Genomic DNA, 21,239 nt, shown 5'->3' with positions numbered 1-21,239 from the left:
CAAGACCCGAGGGTCCGATTTGCACCAAATGTGAGCCAAGCCTCCTTTGCTCCGGCCGGGTCCGGCTGTTCCGTCAATCCAGCGCCACCACTTTCAGACAAGTGAATGAATCATGGTCGCAGGTAGTGACACCGCCATGACCCACTGCCACATTGCCGGGCATGAATGCCTCCCACGCGCGCCACCATCACCCCGTCTTCTGCACGGTCGTACCGCCGCACCTCCTCGACAAGGCCGCCCTGTCCGAGGACTCCCGCCGCGCCGACCTCGCCCAGCGCACCCTGGAGCGAGACTCCCTGCTGCGCACCCGGCGCAGGGTCACCGCCGTCCGGGGAATCGTCCCCACCCTCGCCGCGCCTGCCTCCGACGACCCGGAGCGGACGATCTACGACGCCCAGCACCGCACCCGGCTGCCCGGGACGAAGGTCCGGGGGGAGGGCGACCCGCTGAGCAAGGACGCCACCGTCAACCGCGCCTACGCGGGACTCGGGGCGACGTACGAACTCTTCCTGAAGGGCTTCGGCCGGCGCTCGATCGACGACTCCGGACTCCCTCTGGACGCGACCGTCCACTACGGCGAGGACTACAACAACGCCTTCTGGGACGGCCAGCAGATGGTCTTCGGCGACGGCGACGGGGACCTCTTCCTCGACTTCACCGTGTCGGTGGACGTCATCGGCCACGAGCTGACCCACGGGGTCACCCAGTACACGGCGAACCTGACCTACCGCGGCCAGTCGGGCGCCCTGAACGAGTCGATGTCGGACGTCTTCGGCTCGCTGATCAAGCAGTACTCGCTGGAGCAGACGGCCGAGGAGGCCGACTGGCTGATCGGGGCCGGGCTGCTCGGCCCGAACGTCACCGGGGTCGCGCTGCGCTCGATGAAGGCCCCGGGCACCGCGTACGACGACGACGAGCTCGGCAAGGACCCGCAGCCGGCCACGATGGACGGTTACGTGAACACCCACAGCGACAACGGCGGCGTCCACATCAACTCCGGCATCCCCAACCACGCCTTCTACATCGTGGCGACCGAGCTGGGCGGCAAGGCCTGGGAGCGGGCCGGGCAGATCTGGTACGACACCCTGACCGGCGGCGACCTCACCCCCAGGGCGGACTTCGCGGACTTCGCCCGGCTCTCGACCGCGGCGGCCGTGACCCGGTACGGGGACGGCGGCGCGGAGCACCAGGCGCTCCAGAAGGCGTGGTCCGCGGTGGGTGTCCCGCTCGCGGGGTAGAGGGCTCCCATGCGCATTCAGGTGATACGGACGGGCGGCTTCGCGGGCATCGAGCGCCGGGCCGAGGTGGACACCGCGGGCCGGCCGGACGAGAACGAGTGGAAGGCCCTGGCCCAGCTCGCGCTGCGGCCCGGTCCGCCGGGCGACCCGGCGGACCGGGTACGGGACGGCTTCGCGTACCGGATCACGGTGGACGGGCGGACGGTGGCCTGCGCGGAGCCCAACCTGTCGGACGCCCAGCGGGCGCTGATCTCGCGCGTGCTGAAGGAGGGCGCCTGAGCGGGTCCGGAAAGGAGGTGACCGCGCGGCGCCGCTTTGTTTGGATGGCCGGATGACCGACCACATGATCGATTCGACGCTGTCCGAGCTGGAGCTGTACTACGACACGGTGCCGCGGGTGGGCGGGGCCCGCGCCGAGGACTTCGGCCCGCTGACCCTGTTCGTCCAGGAGGGCGCGGGCTGGCCGTACTACGCGCGGCCCGCGCTCGGCGGCTCCGGAGCGACCCGGGCCGACGTGGAACGGGTCTGGGAGCGCCAGCGGGAGCTGAAGGTTCCCGAGGCCTTCGAGTGGGTGGCCGAAACCAGCCCCTCGCTACGCGCCGCGGTGGAGGCGGCGGGACTCCATGTCCACGCGCACCCGCTGATGGTCCTGGACCCCTCGGCCGAAGCCCTTCCCCCGCACCCGGAAGTCCGTCTGTTCGACGCCGACGACCCGCTGCTCGCCGCCGCGGTGACGGTCCCGGCGCTGGCCTTCGCGGCCCCGGGAACGGCGGTCGGCGAGGCGGGCCCCGCCGAACTGGCGGCGGCGCTGACGGATCCGGCGGCCGAGGCGGGCCGGTCCCGGGTGTCCGGGAAGCTGGCGGCTGGCAGCACGGTCCTGGCCGCGGCCGTACGGGACGGCGTGGTGCTCTGCGCGGGCCAGTACAACCCGGTCGGGGACGTCGTGGAGGTGGTGGGCGTGGGTACCCTGCCGTCGGCCCGCCGCCAGGGCCTGGCCCTCGGGGTCACGGCCGCCCTGGTCGCAGAGGCACGGGCCCGCGGGGCCCGCACCGTCTTCCTGTCGGCGGGCGACGAGGACGTGGCCCGCGTCTACGCCCGCATCGGCTTCCGCCGGGTGGCCACGGCCCTGATCGCAGAGCCGCGGGTGTGACGCGCCCGCTCGGGCAGCGGGCCGCATTCCTCTTTGCCGGGTCGGCAACAAAGTTTGCCGTAGGTCCTCGGGCGGGCGGAGCATCGGCCCTACCGGCACCCGTACTGGAAGAGGAAGCCATGACCGAGCACGCGCACACCCACACGCACACCCACCACCACCCCGAGTCCGGGACGGCGGCGGGCGAGGAGTTCTGGGACGGCCGGTACGGGGAGAACCACCGCATCTGGAGCGGCGAGGCCAACGCCATGCTGGTGCACGAGGTGTCCGCCCTCGCCCCGGGCCGGGCCCTGGACCTGGGGTGCGGGGAGGGCGCCGACGCCGTATGGCTGGCCCGCCGCGGGTGGACGGTCACCGGGACCGACATCTCCGGGGTCGCCCTCGGCCGGGCGGCCGAGCACGCGGCGGAGGCCGGGGTCACAGACCGCGTCTCCTTCGCACGGCACGATCTGACGGAGTCCTTCCCGCAGGGGGAGTTCGATCTCGTCGCCGCGTGCTTCCTGCACAACTACGGGGACTTCCCCCGTGACGCGGTCCTGCGCACGGCCGCCGCGGCCGTGGCCCCCGGCGGCACCCTGCTGGTGGTCGGCCACGCGGGCTGGGCGCCGTGGCAGGAGGAGCGGGAGGAGTCGCACTTCCCCACGCCCGAGGAGGTCCTCGCGCAGCTGGAGCCCGTCACGGCGGGCTGGGAGGTGCTGCGGGCCGAGGAGACCGAGCGGGTCCAGAACCAGCCCGACGGAACGCCCGGGACCCGCACGGACAACGTGGTCCGAGTGCGCCGGCCCGCGTAGCCGGACCGAACGACGAACGGACGCCGGCCCCCGCACGGGGGCCGGCGTCCGTTCGTCGTCGTGTCGTCGCTCGGTGCGCGGTTCGCGCCTCAGAAGCCGAGCTTGCGCAGCTGCTTGGGGTCCCGCTGCCAGTCCTTGGCGACCTTCACGTGCAGGTCGAGGAAGACCGGGGTGCCGAGCAGCGCCTCGATGTGCTTGCGCGACTTCATCCCGACCTCCTTCAGGCGGGAGCCCTTCGGGCCGATGATGATGCCCTTCTGGCTCGGCCGCTCGATGTAGACGTTGGCGTGGATGTCGAGCAGCGGGCGGTCCGCCGGACGGTTCTCGCGCGGGATCATCTCCTCGACGACCACGGCGATGGAGTGCGGGAGCTCGTCCCGTACGCCCTCCAGCGCGGCCTCGCGGATCAGCTCCGCGACCATGACCATCTCGGGCTCGTCGGTGAGGTCGCCCTCGGGGTACAGCGGCGGGCTCTCCGGCAGCAGCGGCGCGATCAGGTCGGCCAGCAGCTGGACCTGGGTGTCGCCGACGGCCGAGACGGGGACGATCTCGGCCCACTCGAAGCCGAGCTCGGCGCCGAGCTGGTGCACGGCGAGGAGCTGCTCGGCCAGCTGCTTGGACTCGACCAGGTCGGTCTTGGTGATGATGGCGATCTTGGGGGTCTTCTTGATCCCCGCCAGCTCCTTGGCGATGAACTTGTCGCCGGGGCCGAGCTTCTGGTCGGCCGGCAGGCAGAAGCCGATGACATCGACCTCGGCCCAGGTGGTCCGTACGACGTCGTTGAGGCGCTCGCCGAGCAGGGTGCGCGGCTTGTGCAGGCCGGGCGTGTCCACGAGGACGAGCTGGGCGTCGGGGCGGTGCACGATGCCGCGAACGGTGTGGCGGGTGGTCTGCGGCCGGTTGGAGGTGATCGCGACCTTGGTGCCCACGAGTGCGTTGGTGAGGGTCGACTTCCCCGCATTGGGGCGGCCGACGAAACAGGCGAACCCCGCACGGTGCGGGGCGGTGGACTCGGGGGAACGATCGCTCATACGGGCCATTCTCCCCGATGCGGCTCCCAGCGCCGACCAGATCACGGCGGCAAGGGCCGGTACGGCCGTGAGCGAGGGGTACTCGGCGAGGTCCGCACGGCCCTGAGCTGTGGTTCCGTCGGCCCGGGCGTGCACCGTGACCTCGGCCCATTCCGCTCTGGGCGCGCCCTCCCAACGGGCGCCGAGCCGTACTTCCTGACCCGGCAGCAGTTCGGCGGGCCGCCCGCCGAGCTCGCGGGCGAGGAGCGGGCGGCCGAGGACGCCGGTGGCGGTGAGGGTGGCCCGCGGGCGGAGGGTGACATTGCCGATGTTGTGGAGCGTGTACGAGATGTCCGCGCCGGAGCCGCGCCGGTTCACGGTGACCCCCCGGACGGTGAGCGCGGGGGCGGTGGGGCCGGTCACCCGCAGGTACAGCCGGGCGGCGACGGCCTGCTGTACGCCGATCCCCCGGCCGGTGTCGGCCCCGGCGGCCGGCCGTTCCTCCAGGGCCACGACGGCGCCGGGGTGGTCCCCCGGTTCCGCCCGGTCGGGGACGGTGAGGGTGAAGCGGACGGAGACCGACGAGCGGGCCGCCACGGTGACCCGCTCCCGGTCGAGCTTCGCCCACGCGGCGGTGGCCAGCCGCGGCTCGTCGGGTCCGCGCAGGGCGAAGCCGCCGTCGCGGGCGGTGTTGTAGGCGTCGGCGGCGTACAGCCGGAAGGTGCGGGGCCGGTCGGTGCGGTTGGTGAGGGTGACGGCGTCGGCGACGGACTGGCCGGGCGCGGCGGCGAGGTAGAAGCAGGGCCGTTGCCCGACGGTGTTCGCGACGGGCAGCACGGACCACTGCCCGTTGTCCGCGGACTCGGCCGGCGCGGCGGGGACGAGGGCGAGCAGGACGGCGGCAAGAACAGCCCCGCCAGGGGGCACCGCCCAGCGGTAGCTGGGGGAGATTGAGGCGCGGGGTCCGGGGCGGAGCCCCGGGAAACGGAGAAAGGGCGGGGCGGGGAGAGCCCCGCGCAGCGGCAGCCGCAGCCGCAGGCGCCCGGTCACGACAGGGTCAGCGTCAGGACCGCCGTGTACGCACCCGGCGGGGTGTACGGCGGCACCCGCAGGGTGACCGTGGCGTCGATCGTGAAGGTGCCGCCGACCAGCGGGGCGTCGGGGGTGGAGGCCAGGAGGGCCCCCTCCGGGCCGACCGCGCCCGCGCTGCCCGGCGTACAGGTGCTGCGGCTGCCCGCGGCCGCCACGCACCTCGGGGTCCAGGACAGGGAGGCACCCGGGATGCGGATTCCGCCGGGACCGGTGAAGTCGGTGACCTTGCCGATCAGGGACCAGCCGGCCGGGCCGCCGCGGGCGTCGGTGACGGTCACCGTCCCGATCCGGCCGGGGGCGGCGCCGCCGTCGCCGTACGGGACGGCGCCCAAGGTGATGTCCTCGCCGGTCTGGGTCATGCCCAGGACCCCCGGCTCGACGGTGGCCGTGGCCGTGACCTTCCGGGTGGCGGAGGACGGCGGCGGAGCCGCGTCGATGACCGTGTACGCGGCCGGGCCCGAGCCCTGGCGCGCCGACCAGGCGCCGCCCTCGTAGGCGATCACCGCGGTGGTGGCCTTGTCCGTGACCGGCAGCTCGACCAGGGCCGTGCCCAGTTCGTCGGCGGTGGCGCTCACCCGGTCGGCGGTCTCGGCGGCGCCGGCCCGGCCGGCCACCGTGACGGCCGCGCCCGGCGGGAAGCCCGCGGCGGTGACCTTGACCTTGGCGCCCGGCCGGCCCTGGGCCGCGCCGAGGAAGACGCTGCGCAGGTTCGCCGTCGGCAGCTCGGTCGCGGTCAGGCGGGCGGAGACGGGGGCGGCGGACGCGGCATCAGCGGTGCAGGTGGTGTCGAGGTCCAGCAGGTGGCTGGTGTGCAGGGTGTAGCCGCCCGGGGCGAGCGTGGTCTCGCCGGGCGCGGTGACCGTGAACGTGCCGGTCATCGTGACGGCGGGGAGGGCCGCGCCCGCCGGGACGGGGTCGTTGCGCTTGGCCCCGACCACGGTGACCTCGCCGCTCTGGGCGCCCGCCAGCAGGATCCGGCCGGCCGGGGTCAGCACGTCGGCGGGGAGTTCGCCGCCGACCGGGTTGAGGGCGGGGGTCCGGACCACCTGGTAGGTCACGGTGACGGTGTCGCCGACCTGCGGGGCCGGGTTGTCGACGGTGATCCGCGCGGTGGTCGGCCCGTCCGCGGGCGGGAGTCCGGCCTCCTGGGGTGCCGGGCAGTGGGTCGGGAAGTCCACCTGGCCCGGGGGTGTCTCCCCCTCGGCCGCGGCGGGTGCGCTCAGCGCGCCCCCGGTCGTGGCCGCCAGCACGGCCATGCCCACGGCCGCCGGCCATCTCCGCTTCCGCGCCCCTGTTCGCACTGCCCGCCCCCGTAAGTTCCCGCGCGCCCGAGCCCGGCGCAGGGGGCCATTCACGAGCGGGGGGCGGGAGAAGTCAATGCGCGGGTCCGGCAATAACTGATGGCCCATCAGGAGATGGCAGGTTGCCCGTCTCACCTGCCGCACGGAACGTGCGCCGGTAGGCCGTCGGGCTCACCCCCAGCGCCGCCTGTACGTGCTTGCGCAGCGACTGGGCCGTACCGAAGCCGCTGTCCCGCGCCACCTGCTCCATCGGCAGCTCCGTCTGCTCCAGCAGCTGCCGGGCCCGCTCCACCCGCCGGCCGACGATCCACTGGCCGGGGCTGACCCCCGACTCCTCGCGGAACCGGCGCGTGAACGTCCGTACCGACATGGCCTCCTGCCGGGCCAGGTCGGTCAGCCGGAGCGGTTCGTGCAGCCGGTCCAGCACCCACGCGCGGGCCGCCGTGGTGGTGGCGAGCTGCGGCTCCGGCATCGGGCGCGCGATGAACTGCGCCTGCCCGCCCTCCCGGTGGGGCGGTACGACGGTCCGCCGGGCCACCTCGTTGGCGACGGCCGCGCCGTGGTCGCGGCGCACGATGTGCAGGCACAGGTCGACACCGGCGGCGACTCCGGCCGAGGTCAGCACGTCCCCGTCGTCGGTGTAGAGGACGTCCGGGTCGACCCGGACGGCCGGGAAGAGCCGCTGGAAGTGTTCGGCGGAGGCCCAGTGGGTGGTGGCGGGGCGCCCGTCCAGGTAGCCGGCCGCGGCGAGTACGTAGCCGCCCGTGCAGATGGAGACGAGCCGGGTGCCGGGCCGGATGTGGGCGAGGGCCGCCGCGAGCTCGCCGGTCAGCCGGCCCTCCTCGTGCACCGGGCCCAGCTCGTACGAGGCCGGCACCACCACCGTGTCGGCGGTGGCCAGCAGCTCCGGGCCGTGCTCGACGTGGATCGCGAAGTCGGCGTCCGTGCGCACCGGCCCCGGGGCGAGCCCGCACGTGAGGATCTCGTACAGCGGCCGCCCGGCCGGGTTCTTGGCCCGCCCGAAGATCCGGTGCGGGATACCGAGCTCGAAGGGCAGCAGCCCGGTGAGGGCGAGGACGACGACCCGGTGTGCCTTCTTCTCCGACTCCATGGCCCGATCGTAGCGAAGCATGACAGTCAAGCCACTTTCGTACGGTCCCCAGATGGCCGGAAGCTGTCGGCGTGCCCCAGACAGCCCCCGCCTCCGCTCCCGTGGACCGCCGCTCCCCGCACCGGCCCGCCCGCGTCCACCGCGCCTGGTTCGTCGCCGTCGTCGCCTTCGTGACGATCATCGGCGCGGCCGGCTTCGCCTCCCTGCCCGGACTGCTCATCGAGCCGCTGCACGCGGAGTTCGACTGGTCGCGCGGGACCATCGGCCTCGCCGTCTCCGTCAACCTCGCGCTGTACGGGCTCACCGCCCCCTTCGCCGCGGCCCTGATGGACCGCTTCGGCATCCGCCGGGTCGTGGCCCTGGCCCTGCTCGTCATCGCCTCGGGCTCGCTGGCCACGGTGTGGATGACCACGCCCTGGCAGCTCGTGCTGTTCTGGGGCGTCCTCGTGGGGCTGGGCAGCGGCTCCATGGCCCTGGCCTTCGCGGCGACGGTGACGGGCCGCTGGTTCACCGCCCGGCGCGGCCTGGTCACCGGCATCCTGACCGCGGCCGGGGCCTCCGGCCAGCTGGTCTTCCTGCCGCTGCTGGCCTGGCTGGTCGACCAGCACGGCTGGCGCCCGGCGACGGTGACGGTCTCCCTGTCGGCCCTGGCCGTCGCCCCCTTCGTGTGGCTGCTGCTGCGCGACCACCCGGCGGACGTGGGGCTCGCGCCGTACGGCGGCACATACGCGCCGAAGCCCGCCCCGGTCCCGGGCGCGGCCCGGCGCGCCCTGCGGGTGCTCCTCAACGCGGCCCGGACCGGCCCGTTCTGGCTGCTGGCGGGCACCTTCGCGATCTGCGGGGCCTCGACCAACGGCCTGGTCAAGACCCACTTCGTGCCCGCCGCCCACGACCACGGCATGCCGGTGACGGCGGCCGCGGGGCTGCTGGCGGTGGTCGGCGTGTTCGACGTGATCGGCACGGTGGCCTCGGGCTGGTTCACGGACCGTTTCGACTCGCGGCGGCTGCTGGCCGTCTACTACGCCCTGCGCGGGGTCTCGCTGCTCTTCCTGCCGATGCTGCTGGCGCCGACGGTGCGGCCGCCGCTGCTCTTCTTCATCGTCTTCTACGGCCTGGACTGGGTCGCGACCGTCCCGCCGACGATCGCCCTGTGCCGCGAGCACTACGGCGACGACGGCGCGATCGTCTTCGGCTGGGTCCTGGCCTCGCACCAGATCGGCGCGGCGGCGGTGGCCTTCCTGGGCGGCCTGACCCGCGACCTCACGGGCTCGTACGACACGGTCTGGTACGCCTCGGGCGCGCTGTGCGCGATGGCCGCGCTGATGGCGATGACCCTCCGCCACCGTAGCCCCCGGCGGCCCCTCCACCCTTGACCCCGCAGGCCCCTTCAGCCTCGCCACTTGCAGCCTCGCCGGCGTTTGAGGCGCGGGGTCTGGGGCCGAGCCCCAGGAAACCCGGCTCCGCCGGGCACCGGGCTCCGCCCGGCCCCTCCCCCCGCTACCGCTGGGAGGTGCCCCCTGCTCAAACGCCGACGAGGCTGAAATGGCCGAGGTGGCGCCCCGGCCGGGGCTGGAAGTGTCTGGTCCCGCCGGGAGGCTAGTGCTGTGGCCGGAAAGGTTTGCCGGGTTGCGGTGTCCGGTGCATGGGGTCTCCCCAGGCCCGCAGGGCCTAGGGGAAGCATCGCAAGACGGAGGGCCGCGGCTCGTACTGGACGTACTTGCGCGGTCCGACAACCTGGGGGTCCCCCCGGACGGAGTCTGGGGGATGAGGTGCCGTGCCGGGCGTCGCAACCCGGTGAACCTTGCCGGTCACAGCACTAGACGCCGGCCGGGGTCGTGGACTTCAGGGTGCCGTCCGGGGCCGCCAGGAGGACCGGAGTGTCCGGGCCGCCGAGGTCACGGACGGCCGCGCGGTCGGCCTCGGCCGGGGCGTCGGCCGTGCTGACGACGGCCGCCGCCTCCAGCGACCGCGCACCGCTCGCCACCGCCATCGCGACCGCGGTCTGCAGCGCGCTCAGCTTCAGGGAGTCGAGAGCCACCGTCCCGGCGACGTACGTGCGGCCCGTCTCGTCCCGCACCGCCGCCCCCTCGGGCACCGCGTTGCGGGCCCGGGCGCTGCGCGCCAGCGTGATGATCTTGCTGTCCTCGGGGTCGATCCCGGTGCTGTCGGTCATGGTCGAAAGCATAGGGAGCCGCCCTGCGCCCCCGCACGACCACCCCGCCGCCAAGGCGAGCGCACCGTCACGGCCGGTCCAGCCGCAGCCGCTCCGCCCTCGGCAGACCCGCGACCACCAGGTCGTACGAGTCCTCCACCAGCTCCCGCACCAGCCGCTCCGGCAGGCCGTCCGGCCCACCCACCGTCACCGTGTTCCAGTGCCGCTTGTTCATGTGGTAGCCCGGCACGATCGCCTCGTGCTCCTCGCGCAGCCGCACCGCCAGCTCCGGGTCGCACTTCAGGTTGACCTTGAGCGGTTCCGCGTCCAGCGCCGACAGCGCGAACACCTTGCCCAGCACCTTGAACACCGAGGTCTCCGGCGTGAAGGGGAACTCCTCCACCGCCGCGTTGAAACCCAGGCAGAACGCGCGCAGTTGCTCCGGGGTCATTCCCCCTCCTCCCCCGCGGCCTCCGCTGCGGCCACCGGCTCCACCAGGACCGTCACGATCTTGTTCCGCCGGCCGGCCGGGGATTCGGCGGTCAGCCGCAGCGGACGCCCGTCCGGCAGTTCCACCACCGAGGAGGCGCCCGCGATCGGCACCCGTCCCAGCGCCTTCGCCAGCAGTCCGCCGACCGTCTCCACGTCCTCGTCGTCGAAGGCCTCGACCTTGAACAGTTCACCGAGGTCGGTGATGTCCAGCCGCGCGGTGACCCGGTAGCGGTCCTCGCCGAGGTCCTCGACCGGCGGGAGTTCCCGGTCGTACTCGTCCGTGATCTCGCCGACGATCTCTTCGAGGATGTCCTCGATGGTGACGATGCCGGCCGTGCCGCCGTACTCGTCGATGACGACGGCCACGTGGTTGCGCACCAGCTGCATCTCGCGCAGCAGATCGCCCGCGTTCTTGGTGTCCGGCACGAAGACGGCCGGCCGCATGGCGGTCGAGACCAGGTCGGCCTCGGCCTCCCGGCTGATGTGCGTCTTGCGGACCAGGTCCTTCAGGTAGACGATCCCGACTATGTCGTCCTCGTTCTCCCCGGTCACCGGGATGCGGGAGAAACCGGAGCGCAGCGCGAGCGTGGTCGCCTGACGGACCGTCTTGTACCGCTCGATGCAGACGAGGTCGGTGCGCGGCACCATCACCTCGCGCACCAGCGTGTCGCCGAGCTCGAAGACCTGGTGCACCATCCGGCGCTCGTCGTCCTCGATCAGCGATTCCTTCTCCGCGAGGTCCACCATCGCGCGCAGCTCGGCCTCGGAGGCGAAGGGCCCCTTGCGGAAGCCCTTCCCGGGCGTGAGCGCGTTGCCGATGAGGATCAGCAGCTGCGGGATCGGCCCCATGATCCGGGCCAGCGGTACGAGGACGTACGCGGCCGCGGTGGCCGTGTTCAGCGGGTGCTGGCGGCCGATCGTGCGCGGGGAGACGCCCACGGCGACGAAGGAGACGAGCACCATGACGGCGATGGCCACGAGCAGCGCGGTCCAGTTCTCGCCGAACTCGTCGAGGCAGACGTAGGTGACGAGCACCCCGGCGGCCATCTCGCAGGTGACCCGGACGAGCAGGGCCACATTGAGGTAGCGGGTGGGGTCGCCGGTGACCTGGGCGAGCTTCTCGCTGCCGCGCCGGCCCTCCCGTACGGCCTGCTCGGCCCGGAAGCTGGAGATGCGGGCGATGCCGGACTCGGCGCAGGCCGCGAACCAGGCCACCACCACCAGCAGCACCGCCCCGGTGATCAGCTGGGGGGCGTTCACGAGACGGTCGGAGCCGGGGACGGACCGGTCATGCCGCGCTCACCGCGCCAGCCGTCGACGATGGCCGCCTGGAGGCCGAACATCTCTGCCTTCTCGTCCGGCTCCTCGTGGTCGTAGCCGAGCAGGTGGAGCACTCCGTGGACGGTCAGGAGCTGGAGCTCCTCGTCCATGGAGTGCTCCGTCGGGGCTTCCTCGCCCTGCCGCTTGGCGACCTCGGGGCAGAGCACGATGTCGCCGAGGAGCCCCTGCGGGGGCTCCTCGTCGTCCTTGGCCGGCGGACGGAGCTCGTCCATCGGGAAGGACATGACGTCGGTCGGACCGGGCAGATCCATCCACTGGATGTGGAGCTGCTCCATGGCGTCCTCGTCGATGACGATGACGGACAGTTCGGAGAGCGGGTGGATCCGCATCCGGGTGAGCGCGTAGCGGGCGATGTCGAGGATCGCATGCTCGTCGACCTCGGTTCCGGACTCGTTGTTGACGTCGATCGACATGGTGCGCTGAGTTCTACTTCCCGTGTTGGCCGTTCCGGCCGTTACGACCGTCCTGGGCCTGCTGACTCTCGTCGTACTTCTCGTACGCGTCGACGATACGGCCGACCAGCTTGTGCCGGACGACATCCTCGGACGTGAGCCGCGAGAAGTGGATGTCCGGGAGCCCTTCGAGGATCTCCTGGACCTGACGCAGACCACTCTTGGCGCCACCCGGCAGGTCGATCTGCGTGACGTCGCCGGTGACGACGATCTTCGAGTCGAACCCGAGCCGGGTCAGAAACATCTTCATCTGCTCGGCGGTCGTGTTCTGCGCCTCGTCGAGGACGACGAACGCGTCATTGAGGGTGTTGTGCGTCAGCAGGTAGTCCTGCGTCACGTACAGCGAGTCCTCGGCTGCCACCTGGATGCACACCGCCTCCTCGCGGCCCGCGGGCTCGATGGAGTCGATGAAGCGCATCGGGCGCCCGCCTCCGCCGGCCGCGTGGTAAGCGTCCCGCTTGCGAGCGAGGCGGAAGGGCTCGATGTCCTCGGGGAGCCGGATGTCGACGACGTGCGCGTCATGCCGGTGGGCGGCGATGGCAGTGCCTTGCACCCGGTCCTCCGCCCTGCGCCGTCGGGTGTACGCAACACCTCCGAGCGACTGGACGAGAGCGATCACGTCGTCCCGCAGGACGATCGAGGCAGTGGAGTACTGGATCCGGCAGGTACGGTCCCGCTGGGTGACCGGGCCTCCGTCGGAGTCGAGCAGGCCTTGGAGTACCGCGAGGCGGACCCCTGCTGTGTTGAACAGGTAGTCGTCCGGCACGAACTTGGAGTGCGAACGGCTGCCGAGCAGATCGAGCTCGCGCATCACCCGGGTGACGGGGTTCTCCAGAGTGACCACGTCACCGGGCGACTTCACCCTGTTCAGGACGTAGTCGGGCCCGCCCTTGTGTCGTGCGGCGACTCCAGGAAGCGCTGATTCCAGGGCGTGGACGAGCTCCTCGTCCTCTGTGGCGAAGGACGGCGTGGTGGAGCCGGTGAGGCACCCGTCGCCGAGCAGCAGACCCAGCGCGTACGGGTCCATCGGGACCTCGCGCTCCGGGAAGGCGACCGGAGCGGTGAGCATCGGCAGCTCGTAGCGGCGGGCATGGGCCGCACGGAGGTTGCCGATCATGTCCTTGGTCTCCAGGACCCGCCACGGCTTGTCGCGGCGCTTGTCGTCGCGCGTCCTGACAGTCCACAGGTGCTCGCCGCAGCACAGGGTCCAGGACCCGTCCTGGGCCGTGAGACGGTAGATGTCCTTCTCACCCTGCGGGTACACACCGAGGACCGGGGTCGGCTCGCCGTTCGATCCGACGACTAGGTCACCCACCTGGAGGTCCCCGATGGGGCGCCAGCCGTCCGGCGTCAGAACCTTCGTGAAGACGGGCATCGCGCGCCCCCTCATGTACGCCAGGGGTGCCACCTCGATCGTGCCCGCCGCCATCAGCCGCGGGATCGAGTCGGGGTCGAGCATGTCGTGCAGCGCGTCGTAGAGCGGGCGCAGGTACGGGTCGATCTTGTCGAACAGGGTGCCCGGCAGGAAGCCGAGCCGCTCCCCCGCCTCGACGGCGGGCCGGGTCAGGATGATCCGGCTGACCTGCTTGGACTGGAGTGCCTGGACGGCCTTGGCCATGGCGAGGTAGGTCTTGCCGGTACCGGCGGGGCCGATGCCGAAGACGATCGTGTTCTTGTCGATCGCGTCGACGTACCGCTTCTGGTTCAGGGTCTTGGGGCGGATGGTGCGGCCGCGGCTGGAGAGGATGTTCTGGGTGAGCACCTCGGCCGGTGTCTCGGCGGGCTCGTTGCCGTTGCCGTTGCCGCTCGCCCTGAGCATGGCGATCGAGCGTTCCACTGCGTCCTCCGTCATCGGCTGCCCGGTGCGGAGCACCAGCATCATCTCGTCGAAAAGTCGCTGGATCAGGGCGACTTCCGCCGCTTCGCCGATCGCGCTGACCTGATTGCCTCGAACATGGATGTCGGCCTTCGGGAAGGCCTTCTCGATCACGCGCAACAGGGCGTCACCCGAGCCGAGCACGGTCACCATCGGGTGCGTGGCCGGAACGGTGAAGTGGGCTCGCGCCTGCCCCGGCGCAGGGATGTGGGCTGTCGGTGTCTGAGTCATGGGCCGGCACTGTGGCCTGCGCATACCTCCCGCTGAGGGGCCGCGCCGAATCGACGACCTCCGGAGTACCAAGCGTACGTCTCCGCCGCTGCTTCCCCGAGGGGTTTTACCGCCCGCGCGCCCGCCCGCCCGCGCTGCTGCCCGCGCTCCCGCCCGCGCTGCTACGCGGTGTGCCGGAAGCCGATCGTCGGTACGGCCCTGCGCCGGGCCGCCGGGGCCCCGCCCGACGGGATCAGGTCGTCGAGGAAGCCGTACCGGCCGCGCAGCTCCTGCGGGGCCGCCTGCCACCAGTGGGCCACCTCCGGCCAGCCCGGGGCGGACAGGGAGCCGCCGAACTCCTGGACCGACAGGGCCGCCGTCAGGCCGGCGAAGGCCAGCCGGTCCGCGAGCGGCCAGCCCGCCAGGGTGCCGGTCACGAAGCCCGCGACGTAGACGTCGCCCGCGCCCGTCGGGTCCAGCTCCTCCACCGTGATCCCGGGGACGTGCGCGGTCTCGCCGGTGCGCCCGTCCACCGCGTACGAGCCCTCCGCGCCCATCGTCACCACGGCGATCGGCACCTTCTCGGCCAGCGCCCGGGCCGCGGCTCTGGGACAGTCGGTCCGGGTGTAGCGCATCGCCTCGCCCGCGTTCGGCAGGAAGGCCTCGCAGTGCTCCAGGTCGGCCAGGGCTCCCAGGTCCCAGCGGCCGCTCTCGTCCCATCCCACGTCCGCGAAGATCCGCGAGCCGCGCCGGGCGGCTTCGCCGATCCACTCCTCGCCGCGGCCGGGTCCCAGCGCGGCCACGGCCGCGCGGGCCCGGGGCGGGCACTGCGGGAAGGGCCCGGGGCCCGCCGGCGGAGGAGCCTCGTGGCCGTGCGAGACCATCGTGCGCTCGCCCTCGTAGGCCATCGAGACGGTGACGGGGCTGTGCCAGCCGGGGATGGTGTGCGACATGGACAGGTCGATGCCCTCGCCCTGTTCGAGGGCGTCCCAGCAGTACTCGCCGTAGTGGTCGTCCCCGAAGGCGGCCGCCAGCGAGGTGCGCAGGCCGAGCCGGGCCAGGGCGGTCGCCATGTTGGCGACGCCGCCGGGGCTGGAGCCCATGCCGCGCGCCCAGGATTCCGTACCGCGCACCGGGGCCGAGTCGAGGCCGGTGAAGATGATGTCGAGGAAGACCGTTCCGGTCAGGAAGACGTCACAGCCGGGTTCCTGGGGGTCACGCAGCGGACCGAGCGGGTCCACTGCTGCTGCGCGGATTTCGTAGTCCCGACCGGTCACGGCGATCTCCCCGTTGTTTCTCGAAGGCCCGTTTCTGCATGACGTTTTCCAGTGGAAAGCTGCCAGCCCTGCCCATCCCGGGCGGAACCAAAACCCAGTGTGGCGCAGATCACCCTCGGAAGGCCCTTCGTCACTCGGACCACTCGGACCGCTCGGCGACGACGGCCCGGGCAGGGCCCGGGCCGTGTCCGCCGTCAGCCCCGCTTGGGCAGGGGCACCCGCATCAGGTCCGCGGCCACCGTGAGCTCGCCCTCGAAGCCGGCCGCGCGGGCCTGGCGCTCGAACTCGGCCGGGTCGGTGTAGCGCTGCGAGAAGTGCGTCAGCACGAGGTGCCGTACGCCCGCGTCCCGCGCCACCCGCGCCGCCTGGCCGGCGGTCAGGTGCCCGTGGTCGGTCGCCAGCCGTTCGTCCTCGTCGAGGAAGGTCGACTCGATCACCAGCATGTCGCAGCCCTCGGCCAGCGCGTCCACGCCGGGGCAGAGCCGGGTGTCCATGACGAAGGCGAACCGCTGCCCGGGCCTGGGTTCGCTGACCTCGTCCAGGGTGACCGCCCCGAGCCGCCCCTCACGCTGGATCCGGCCCACGTCCGGGCCCTTGATCCCGTGCCGTGCGAGCAGCTCGGGCACCATGCGGCGCCCGTCGGGTTCGGTGATCCGGTAGCCGAAGGACTCGACCGGGTGCGACAGCAGCCGGGCCTCCAGGACGTACGAGGACCCCTGGGCCAGCGTGCCGTCCCCGGCCACCGGCTCCTCGCGGAGTGCGACGGTCTCCCGGTAGGCCGTGGCGTAGCGCAGCCGGTCGAAGAACTTCTGCCCCGAGGCCGGGTAGTGCGCGGTGACGGGGTGCGGGACCTGGTCGAGGTTGATCCGCTGGATCACCCCGGCGAGGCCGAGGCTGTGGTCACCGTGGAAGTGGGTGACGCAGATCCGGTTGATGTCGTGCGCGGCCACCCCGGCGCGCAGCATCTGGCGCTGGGTGCCCTCGCCCGGGTCGAAGAGGATGCCCTCGCCGTCCCAGCGCAGCAGGTAGCCGTTGTGGTTGCGGTGGCGGGTGGGCACCTGGCTGGCCGTGCCCAGCACCACGAACTCTCGTACGGACACGTGCTATCCGGGGGGCCACTGGAGGCCGCGGCCGCCGAGGACGTGCGCGTGGGCGTGGAAGACGGTCTGCCCGGCGCCGGAGCCGGTGTTGAACACGACCCGGTAGCCGTGTTCGACGATCTTCTCGTCGAGGGCGACCTGGCCGGCCTCGCGCAGTATGTCGGCGGCGACGGCCGGCTCGGCCTCCACGAGGGAGGCCGCGTCGGCGTAGTGCACCTTGGGGATGACGAGCACGTGCGTGGGCGCCTGCGGGTTGATGTCCCGGAAGGCGACCGTGGTCTCGGTCTCCCGTACCACGGTCGCGGGGATCTGCCCCGCGACGATCTTGCAGAACAGGCAGTCGGCCTGCGGTTCCCCGGCCATTGCTGAGCCTCCCGTGACGGTGATCGGTCCGGGCATCGTATCCAGCCGGACGCCTGCCGCGAGCCCCGGTCGTGTCAGGACCAGCGGCCCGTACGGGCCAGCAGCACGGCCGTGGCCGCCGTCCCGGCCGTGGAGGTCCGCAGGACGGACCGGCCCAGGCGGTAGGGGTGCGCACCCGCGGCGGCGAAGACGGCCAGCTCCTCCGGGGAGACGCCGCCCTCCGGGCCGACCACCAGCACGACGGAACCGGCCTTCGGGAGCTCGGCCGTGGCCAGCGCCCCGGACGGGGTGTCGCGGTCCTCGTGGAGCACCATCGCCAGGTCGGCGCCGGCCAGCAGCGCCGCCACCTGCTTGGTGGACATGGCCTCGGCCACCTCCGGGAAGCGCACCCGGCGGGACTGCTTGCCCGCCTCCCGGGCCGTGGCCCGCCACTTGGCCAGGGACTTGGCCCCGCGGTCGCCGCGCCACTGCGTGATGCAGCGCGAGGCCTGCCAGGGCACGATCGCGTCCACGCCGGTCTCGGTCATCGTCTCGACGGCCAGCTCGCCCCGGTCCCCCTTGGGCAGGGCCTGGACCACAGTGATCCGGACCTCCGGCTCCGGCTCCTCCGCGACGGTGTGCAGGTCCATGACGACCAGCCGGTCCTTGCCCTCGGCGGCCTTGACCACGCCCTCCGCCCAGTGGCCGCGCCCGTCCGTGAGGATCACGTCCTCGCCCGGGTTCAGGCGTTTCACGGACACCGCGTGCCGGCCCTCCGGGCCGTCCAGGACGAACTCCGGCCCCGCGGGGACCTCTTCCACCACGAACACCGGGGCGGTCATGACGCACTCCTCATCTGCATTGCCTTCAACGTGCTCTGTGCCTGGGCCAGTTCGGCCGCCAGCACCTCCACCAGCTCCCCCGCCGGCAGCGGTCGCGCCATCCGGTGCCCCTGGCCCGCCCACAGGGCCATGCCCTGCGGGTCCCCGGCCGCGGCGGCGGCCTTGCGCAGCCCCGAGGTCAGGTGGTGGACCTGCGGGTACGCGGCCGGGGCGTACGGCCCGTGCTCGCGCATGAAGCGGTTGACCAGACCCCGTGCCGGCCGCCCGGAGAAGGCCCGGGTCAGCTCGGTGCGGACGAACAGCGGGTCCGTCAGCGCCTTCTTGTGGACCGGGTCCGCCCCCGATTCCGGGCAGGCCAGGAAGGCCGTCCCGAGCTGTGCCGACTCCGCGCCCGCCGCCAGCAGGGCCGCGATCTGCGAGCCCCGCATGATCCCGCCCGCCGCGATGATCGGGAGCGCCACGGCCTCCCGTACCTGCGCCACCAGCGCGAGGAGGCCCACGGTCGCCGTGCCGTCGATCTGCGGGTCGTCCCGGTGGGTGCCCTGGTGGCCGCCGGCCTCGGCGCCCTGGACGCAGACCGCGTCCGCACCCGCGTGCTGGGCGCTGCGGGCCTCCTCGGCGGAGGTCACCGTGACGACGGTGTACGTACCGGCCTTGCGCAGGGCCGCGAGGGCCGCGAAGGCGGGACAGCCGAAGGTGAACGAGACCACCGGGACCGGGTCTTCGAGGAGGATGGCGAGCTTGGCGTCGTAGCCGTCGTCGCTGGTGCCGATGATGTCCTCCTCGGCGAGCGAGATCTCGTACCAGCTCGCCTCACCGGCCAGCTGCCCGCGGTAGGCCTCCACGGCGGCCGGATCGACGTAACCGGTCTGCGGCATGAAGAGGTTGACACCGAAACGGCGCCGGGTCAGCGCGCGCACCTGCTTGATCTCCTGGTACATCCCGTCGGCGGTCTTGTAGCCGCCGGCCAGGAAGCCCAGCCCGCCCGCCTCGCACACGGCGGCGGCGAGCACGGGACAGGATGCGCCGCCCGCCATGGGAGCCTGCACGATCGGGTACGGGGAGAGACCGTTCGGTGCCGAGGACATGGACTGCATCGTGCCACGTCCCGCGCATGGGGCCGAATCATGGCATTCGCCTGGCATAGTCCGCTTCCCGACCGGCCTCCGGCCGCCGCCGGGCCCATGTGACGAGCCCGGCCGGGGAATCCCCAGGCCGGGCTCGTGACGGTGGATCGCGGTCGGTCAGCGACCGTTGAAAGCGTCCTTCAGTCGGCTGAACAGACCCTGCTGACCCGGCGCGAACTGACCCATCGGCCGCTCCTCGCCGCGCAGCTTCGCCAGCTGGCGGAGCAGGTCCTCCTGCTGGGCGTCCAGCTTGCCCGGGGTGGTGACCTCGACGTGCACGATCAGGTCGCCGCGTCCGCCACCGCGCAGGTGGGTGACACCGCGCCCGTGCAGCGGGATCGCCTGGCCGGACCCGGTGCCGGGCCGGATGTCGATCTCCTCCAGCCCGTCCAGCGTCTCCAGCGGGCACTTGGTGCCCAGCGCGGCCGCCGTCATCGGGATGGTGACCGTGCAGTGCAGGTCGTCCCCGCGCCGCTGGAAGGTCGGGTGCGCCAGCTCGTGGATCTCCACGTACAGGTCGCCGGCGGGGCCGCCGCCGGGGCCGACCTCACCCTCGCCCGCGAGCTGGATCCGGGTGCCGTTCTCGACACCCGCCGGGATCTTGACCGTGAGGCTGCGGCGGGAGCGGACCCGGCCGTCGCCCGCGCACTCGTGGCACGGGGTCGGGACCACGGTGCCGAAGCCCTGGCACTGCGGGCAGGGGCGCGAGGTCATGACCTGGCCCAGGAAGGACCGGGTGACCTGCGAGACCTCGCCGCGGCCGCGGCACATGTCACATGTCTGCGCCGAGGTGCCGGGAGCGGCGCCCTCACCGGAGCAGGTGTTGCAGACCACGGCCGTGTCGACCTGGATGTCCTTGGTGGTCCCGAAGGCCGCCTCGTCCAGCTCCAGGTCGAGACGGATCATCGCGTCCTGGCCGCGCCGGGTCCGCGAGCGCGGGCCTCGCTGCGAGGCCTGGCCGAAGAAGGCGTCCATGATGTCGGAGAAGTTGCCGAAGCCACCCGCTCCGAAGCCGCCCGCCCCGCCGCCACCGCCCGAGGAGGACAGCGGGTCGCCGCCGAGGTCGTAGACCTGCTTCTTCTGCGGGTCCGAGAGCACCTCGTAGGCCGCGTTGATCTCCTTGAAGCGCTCCTGCGTCTTCGGGTCCGGATTCACATCCGGGTGGAGTTCACGCGCGAGGCGCCGGAAGGCCTTCTTGATCTCGTCCTGCGATGCGTCGCGGCGCACGCCGAGAACGGCGTAGTAGTCCGTGGCCACTTACGACTCCGCCAGGATCTGTCCGACGTAACGTGCCACTGCGCGTACCGCTCCCATCGTTCCGGGGTAGTCCATGCGGGTCGGTCCGACCACGCCGAGTTTGGCGACTGCTTCGCCGCCCGAACCGTAACCGACCGAGACGACCGACGTGGAGTTCAGTCCCTCGTAGGCGTTCTCATGCCCGATCCGTACGGCCATTCCCGACTCGTTGGCCTCGCCCAGCAGCTTGAGGAGCACGACCTGCTCCTCCAGCGCTTCGAGCACCGGCCTGATCGTCAGGGGAAAATCGTGTCCGAAGCGGGTGAGATTGGCGGTACCGCCGATCATCAGCCGCTCTTCTGCTTCCTCGACCAGGGTTTCGAGGAGGGTCGCGAGCACGGTGGAGACCGTGCCGCGGTCCTCGGCCTCGAAGGATTCGGGGAGGTCCTGGACGAGCGGGGGCACATCGGTGAAGCGGCGCCCGACGACCCGGCTGTTCAGCCGGGCCCGCAGGTCCGCCAGCGAGGTCTCCCCGAAGGGGCTCGGGCAGTCGATGAGCCGCTGCTCGACCCGCCCGGTGTCCGTGATCAGTACGAGCATCAGGCGCGCGGGAGCGAGCGAGAGCAGCTCCACGTGCCGGACGGTCGACCGGGTCAGGCTCGGGTACTGGACGACGGCGACCTGCCGGGTGAGCTGCGCGAGCAGCCGCACCGTGCGGCCGACCACGTCGTCGAGGTCGACGGCGCCGTCGAGGAAGTTCTGGATGGCCCGGCGCTCGGGCGACGACAGCGGTTTGACCCCCGCCAGCTTGTCGACGAAGAGCCGGTAGCCCTTGTCGGTGGGGATCCGGCCGGCGCTGGTGTGGGGCTGGGCGATGTAGCCCTCCTCCTCCAGCACGGCCATGTCGTTGCGCACGGTGGCGGGCGAGACGCCGAGCCGGTGCCGCTCCGTGAGCGCCTTGGAGCCGACCGGCTCCTCCGTCCCGACGTAGTCCTGGACGATGGCGCGCAGCACTTCGAGTCTGCGTTCGCTGAGCATCGCGCACACCTCCAGCTGTGGTCCGTTGCCGTGTTCTGCCGTGTTCTGCCGTGTTCGTTGG

Annotated in this window: 20 protein-coding genes; 5 read left to right on the top strand and 15 right to left on the bottom strand. The window is 72.4% G+C overall.

Translation table 11 applies throughout. The annotated features are described in order from the left end of the window. Positions 1 to 161 precede the first annotated feature (161 nt). From ACZ4YL_RS05375 to ACZ4YL_RS05360, 4 genes are all read left to right on the top strand, one after another. Complete coding sequence (locus ACZ4YL_RS05375) at positions 162 to 1,238, top strand: M4 family metallopeptidase (RefSeq protein WP_468113892.1); 1,077 nt, start codon at positions 162 to 164, stop codon at positions 1,236 to 1,238. Positions 1,239 to 1,247: 9 nt separating this feature from the next. Next, on the top strand, positions 1,248 to 1,517 hold the full coding sequence (locus ACZ4YL_RS05370) for a protealysin inhibitor emfourin (protein WP_468113891.1): 270 nt from the start codon (positions 1,248 to 1,250) through the stop codon (positions 1,515 to 1,517). Between the two features lie 52 nt (positions 1,518 to 1,569). Then, a complete protein-coding gene (locus ACZ4YL_RS05365) occupies positions 1,570 to 2,388 on the top strand; it encodes a GNAT family N-acetyltransferase (RefSeq protein WP_468113889.1) in 819 nt (272 codons plus the stop codon). Positions 2,389 to 2,507: 119 nt separating this feature from the next. Next, the gene (locus ACZ4YL_RS05360) at positions 2,508 to 3,179 is read left to right on the top strand and encodes a class I SAM-dependent methyltransferase (protein ID WP_468113887.1); all 672 of its coding nucleotides are present in this window, start codon (positions 2,508 to 2,510) and stop codon (positions 3,177 to 3,179) included. Between the two features lie 89 nt (positions 3,180 to 3,268). Here the strand turns inward: ACZ4YL_RS05360 and era are convergent, their stop codons facing one another. From era to ACZ4YL_RS05345, 3 genes are all read right to left on the bottom strand, one after another. Further along, positions 3,269 to 4,219: a GTPase Era gene (era, locus tag ACZ4YL_RS05355; RefSeq protein WP_030384631.1), complete on the bottom strand. Its 951-nt coding sequence runs from the start codon at positions 4,217 to 4,219 to the stop codon at positions 3,269 to 3,271. Between the two features lie 1,016 nt (positions 4,220 to 5,235). Then, positions 5,236 to 6,537, bottom strand: a complete 1,302-nt coding sequence (locus tag ACZ4YL_RS05350) for a WxL domain-containing protein (protein WP_468114096.1) — start codon at positions 6,535 to 6,537, stop codon at positions 5,236 to 5,238. A gap of 118 nt (positions 6,538 to 6,655) precedes the next feature. Continuing rightward, entirely contained in the window at positions 6,656 to 7,693 is a 1,038-nt protein-coding gene (locus ACZ4YL_RS05345) for a GlxA family transcriptional regulator (protein WP_468113886.1), read from the bottom strand. A gap of 71 nt (positions 7,694 to 7,764) precedes the next feature. Between ACZ4YL_RS05345 and ACZ4YL_RS05340 the strand changes: the two genes are divergently transcribed. Beyond that, positions 7,765 to 9,066, top strand: coding sequence for an MFS transporter (locus tag ACZ4YL_RS05340; protein WP_468113884.1), 1,302 nt, complete (start codon positions 7,765 to 7,767; stop codon positions 9,064 to 9,066). Between the two features lie 443 nt (positions 9,067 to 9,509). On the opposite strand, the gene ACZ4YL_RS05335 is transcribed toward ACZ4YL_RS05340, so the two are convergent. The 12 genes from ACZ4YL_RS05335 to hrcA all read right to left on the bottom strand — a co-directional run bounded on the left by ACZ4YL_RS05335 (position 9,510) and on the right by hrcA (position 21,178). After that, the gene (locus ACZ4YL_RS05335) at positions 9,510 to 9,866 is read right to left on the bottom strand and encodes a cytidine deaminase (RefSeq protein WP_468113882.1); all 357 of its coding nucleotides are present in this window, start codon (positions 9,864 to 9,866) and stop codon (positions 9,510 to 9,512) included. A gap of 67 nt (positions 9,867 to 9,933) precedes the next feature. Next, a complete protein-coding gene (locus tag ACZ4YL_RS05330; RefSeq protein ID WP_402663157.1) occupies positions 9,934 to 10,296 on the bottom strand; it encodes an MmcQ/YjbR family DNA-binding protein in 363 nt (120 codons plus the stop codon). Then, entirely contained in the window at positions 10,293 to 11,597 is a 1,305-nt protein-coding gene (locus ACZ4YL_RS05325) for a hemolysin family protein (protein ID WP_468113880.1), read from the bottom strand. Before ACZ4YL_RS05325 ends, ACZ4YL_RS05330 begins: the two co-directional genes overlap by 4 nt. Beyond that, a complete protein-coding gene (gene ybeY / locus ACZ4YL_RS05320) occupies positions 11,594 to 12,091 on the bottom strand; it encodes an rRNA maturation RNase YbeY (RefSeq protein WP_468113878.1) in 498 nt (165 codons plus the stop codon). Before ybeY ends, ACZ4YL_RS05325 begins: the two co-directional genes overlap by 4 nt. Before the next feature lie 13 nt (positions 12,092 to 12,104). After that, on the bottom strand, positions 12,105 to 14,237 hold the full coding sequence (locus ACZ4YL_RS05315; protein WP_468113876.1) for a PhoH family protein: 2,133 nt from the start codon (positions 14,235 to 14,237) through the stop codon (positions 12,105 to 12,107). A 161-nt stretch (positions 14,238 to 14,398) separates the two neighbouring features. Continuing rightward, positions 14,399 to 15,493 carry a carbohydrate kinase family protein gene (locus ACZ4YL_RS05310; protein ID WP_468113874.1) on the bottom strand — a complete coding sequence of 365 codons (1,095 nt, stop codon included), beginning with the start codon at positions 15,491 to 15,493 and terminating at the stop codon, positions 14,399 to 14,401. A 194-nt stretch (positions 15,494 to 15,687) separates the two neighbouring features. Beyond that, positions 15,688 to 16,593: a ribonuclease Z gene (locus ACZ4YL_RS05305; protein ID WP_468113872.1), complete on the bottom strand. Its 906-nt coding sequence runs from the start codon at positions 16,591 to 16,593 to the stop codon at positions 15,688 to 15,690. 3 nt (positions 16,594 to 16,596) lie between these two features. Next, the gene (locus ACZ4YL_RS05300; protein WP_030010177.1) at positions 16,597 to 16,956 is read right to left on the bottom strand and encodes a histidine triad nucleotide-binding protein; all 360 of its coding nucleotides are present in this window, start codon (positions 16,954 to 16,956) and stop codon (positions 16,597 to 16,599) included. A 74-nt stretch (positions 16,957 to 17,030) separates the two neighbouring features. Next, positions 17,031 to 17,777: a 16S rRNA (uracil(1498)-N(3))-methyltransferase gene (locus ACZ4YL_RS05295; protein WP_468113870.1), complete on the bottom strand. Its 747-nt coding sequence runs from the start codon at positions 17,775 to 17,777 to the stop codon at positions 17,031 to 17,033. Continuing rightward, on the bottom strand, positions 17,774 to 18,865 hold the full coding sequence (locus tag ACZ4YL_RS05290) for a nitronate monooxygenase (RefSeq protein ID WP_389113969.1): 1,092 nt from the start codon (positions 18,863 to 18,865) through the stop codon (positions 17,774 to 17,776). Before ACZ4YL_RS05290 ends, ACZ4YL_RS05295 begins: the two co-directional genes overlap by 4 nt. Before the next feature lie 156 nt (positions 18,866 to 19,021). Beyond that, on the bottom strand, positions 19,022 to 20,161 hold the full coding sequence (gene dnaJ / locus ACZ4YL_RS05285) for a molecular chaperone DnaJ (RefSeq protein ID WP_030010180.1): 1,140 nt from the start codon (positions 20,159 to 20,161) through the stop codon (positions 19,022 to 19,024). Continuing rightward, complete coding sequence (gene hrcA, locus ACZ4YL_RS05280) at positions 20,162 to 21,178, bottom strand: heat-inducible transcriptional repressor HrcA (protein WP_030715666.1); 1,017 nt, start codon at positions 21,176 to 21,178, stop codon at positions 20,162 to 20,164. Positions 21,179 to 21,239: the final 61 nt, after the last annotated feature.

It is taken from the genome of Streptomyces sp. NPDC030021 (genome assembly GCF_055574035.1).
Note: the sequence above shows the minus strand (reverse complement) of the source record. Positions and strands in the feature narration are given on the sequence as shown.

Coding starts and splice junctions, on each gene's coding strand:
- ACZ4YL_RS05375 (WP_468113892.1), top strand. CDS start 162: ATGAATGCCTCCCACGCGCGCCACCATCACCCCGTCTTCTGCACGGTC.
- ACZ4YL_RS05370 (WP_468113891.1), top strand. CDS start 1,248: ATGCGCATTCAGGTGATACGGACGGGCGGCTTCGCGGGCATCGAGCGC.
- ACZ4YL_RS05365 (WP_468113889.1), top strand. CDS start 1,570: ATGACCGACCACATGATCGATTCGACGCTGTCCGAGCTGGAGCTGTAC.
- ACZ4YL_RS05360 (WP_468113887.1), top strand. CDS start 2,508: ATGACCGAGCACGCGCACACCCACACGCACACCCACCACCACCCCGAG.
- era (WP_030384631.1), bottom strand. CDS start 4,219: ATGGCCCGTATGAGCGATCGTTCCCCCGAGTCCACCGCCCCGCACCGT.
- ACZ4YL_RS05350 (WP_468114096.1), bottom strand. CDS start 6,537: ATGGCCGTGCTGGCGGCCACGACCGGGGGCGCGCTGAGCGCACCCGCC.
- ACZ4YL_RS05345 (WP_468113886.1), bottom strand. CDS start 7,693: ATGGAGTCGGAGAAGAAGGCACACCGGGTCGTCGTCCTCGCCCTCACC.
- ACZ4YL_RS05335 (WP_468113882.1), bottom strand. CDS start 9,866: ATGACCGACAGCACCGGGATCGACCCCGAGGACAGCAAGATCATCACG.
- ACZ4YL_RS05330 (WP_402663157.1), bottom strand. CDS start 10,296: ATGACCCCGGAGCAACTGCGCGCGTTCTGCCTGGGTTTCAACGCGGCG.
- ybeY (WP_468113878.1), bottom strand. CDS start 12,091: ATGTCGATCGACGTCAACAACGAGTCCGGAACCGAGGTCGACGAGCAT.
- ACZ4YL_RS05315 (WP_468113876.1), bottom strand. CDS start 14,237: ATGACTCAGACACCGACAGCCCACATCCCTGCGCCGGGGCAGGCGCGA.
- ACZ4YL_RS05300 (WP_030010177.1), bottom strand. CDS start 16,956: ATGGCCGGGGAACCGCAGGCCGACTGCCTGTTCTGCAAGATCGTCGCG.
- ACZ4YL_RS05295 (WP_468113870.1), bottom strand. CDS start 17,777: ATGACCGCCCCGGTGTTCGTGGTGGAAGAGGTCCCCGCGGGGCCGGAG.
- ACZ4YL_RS05290 (WP_389113969.1), bottom strand. CDS start 18,865: ATGTCCTCGGCACCGAACGGTCTCTCCCCGTACCCGATCGTGCAGGCT.
- hrcA (WP_030715666.1), bottom strand. CDS start 21,178: ATGCTCAGCGAACGCAGACTCGAAGTGCTGCGCGCCATCGTCCAGGAC.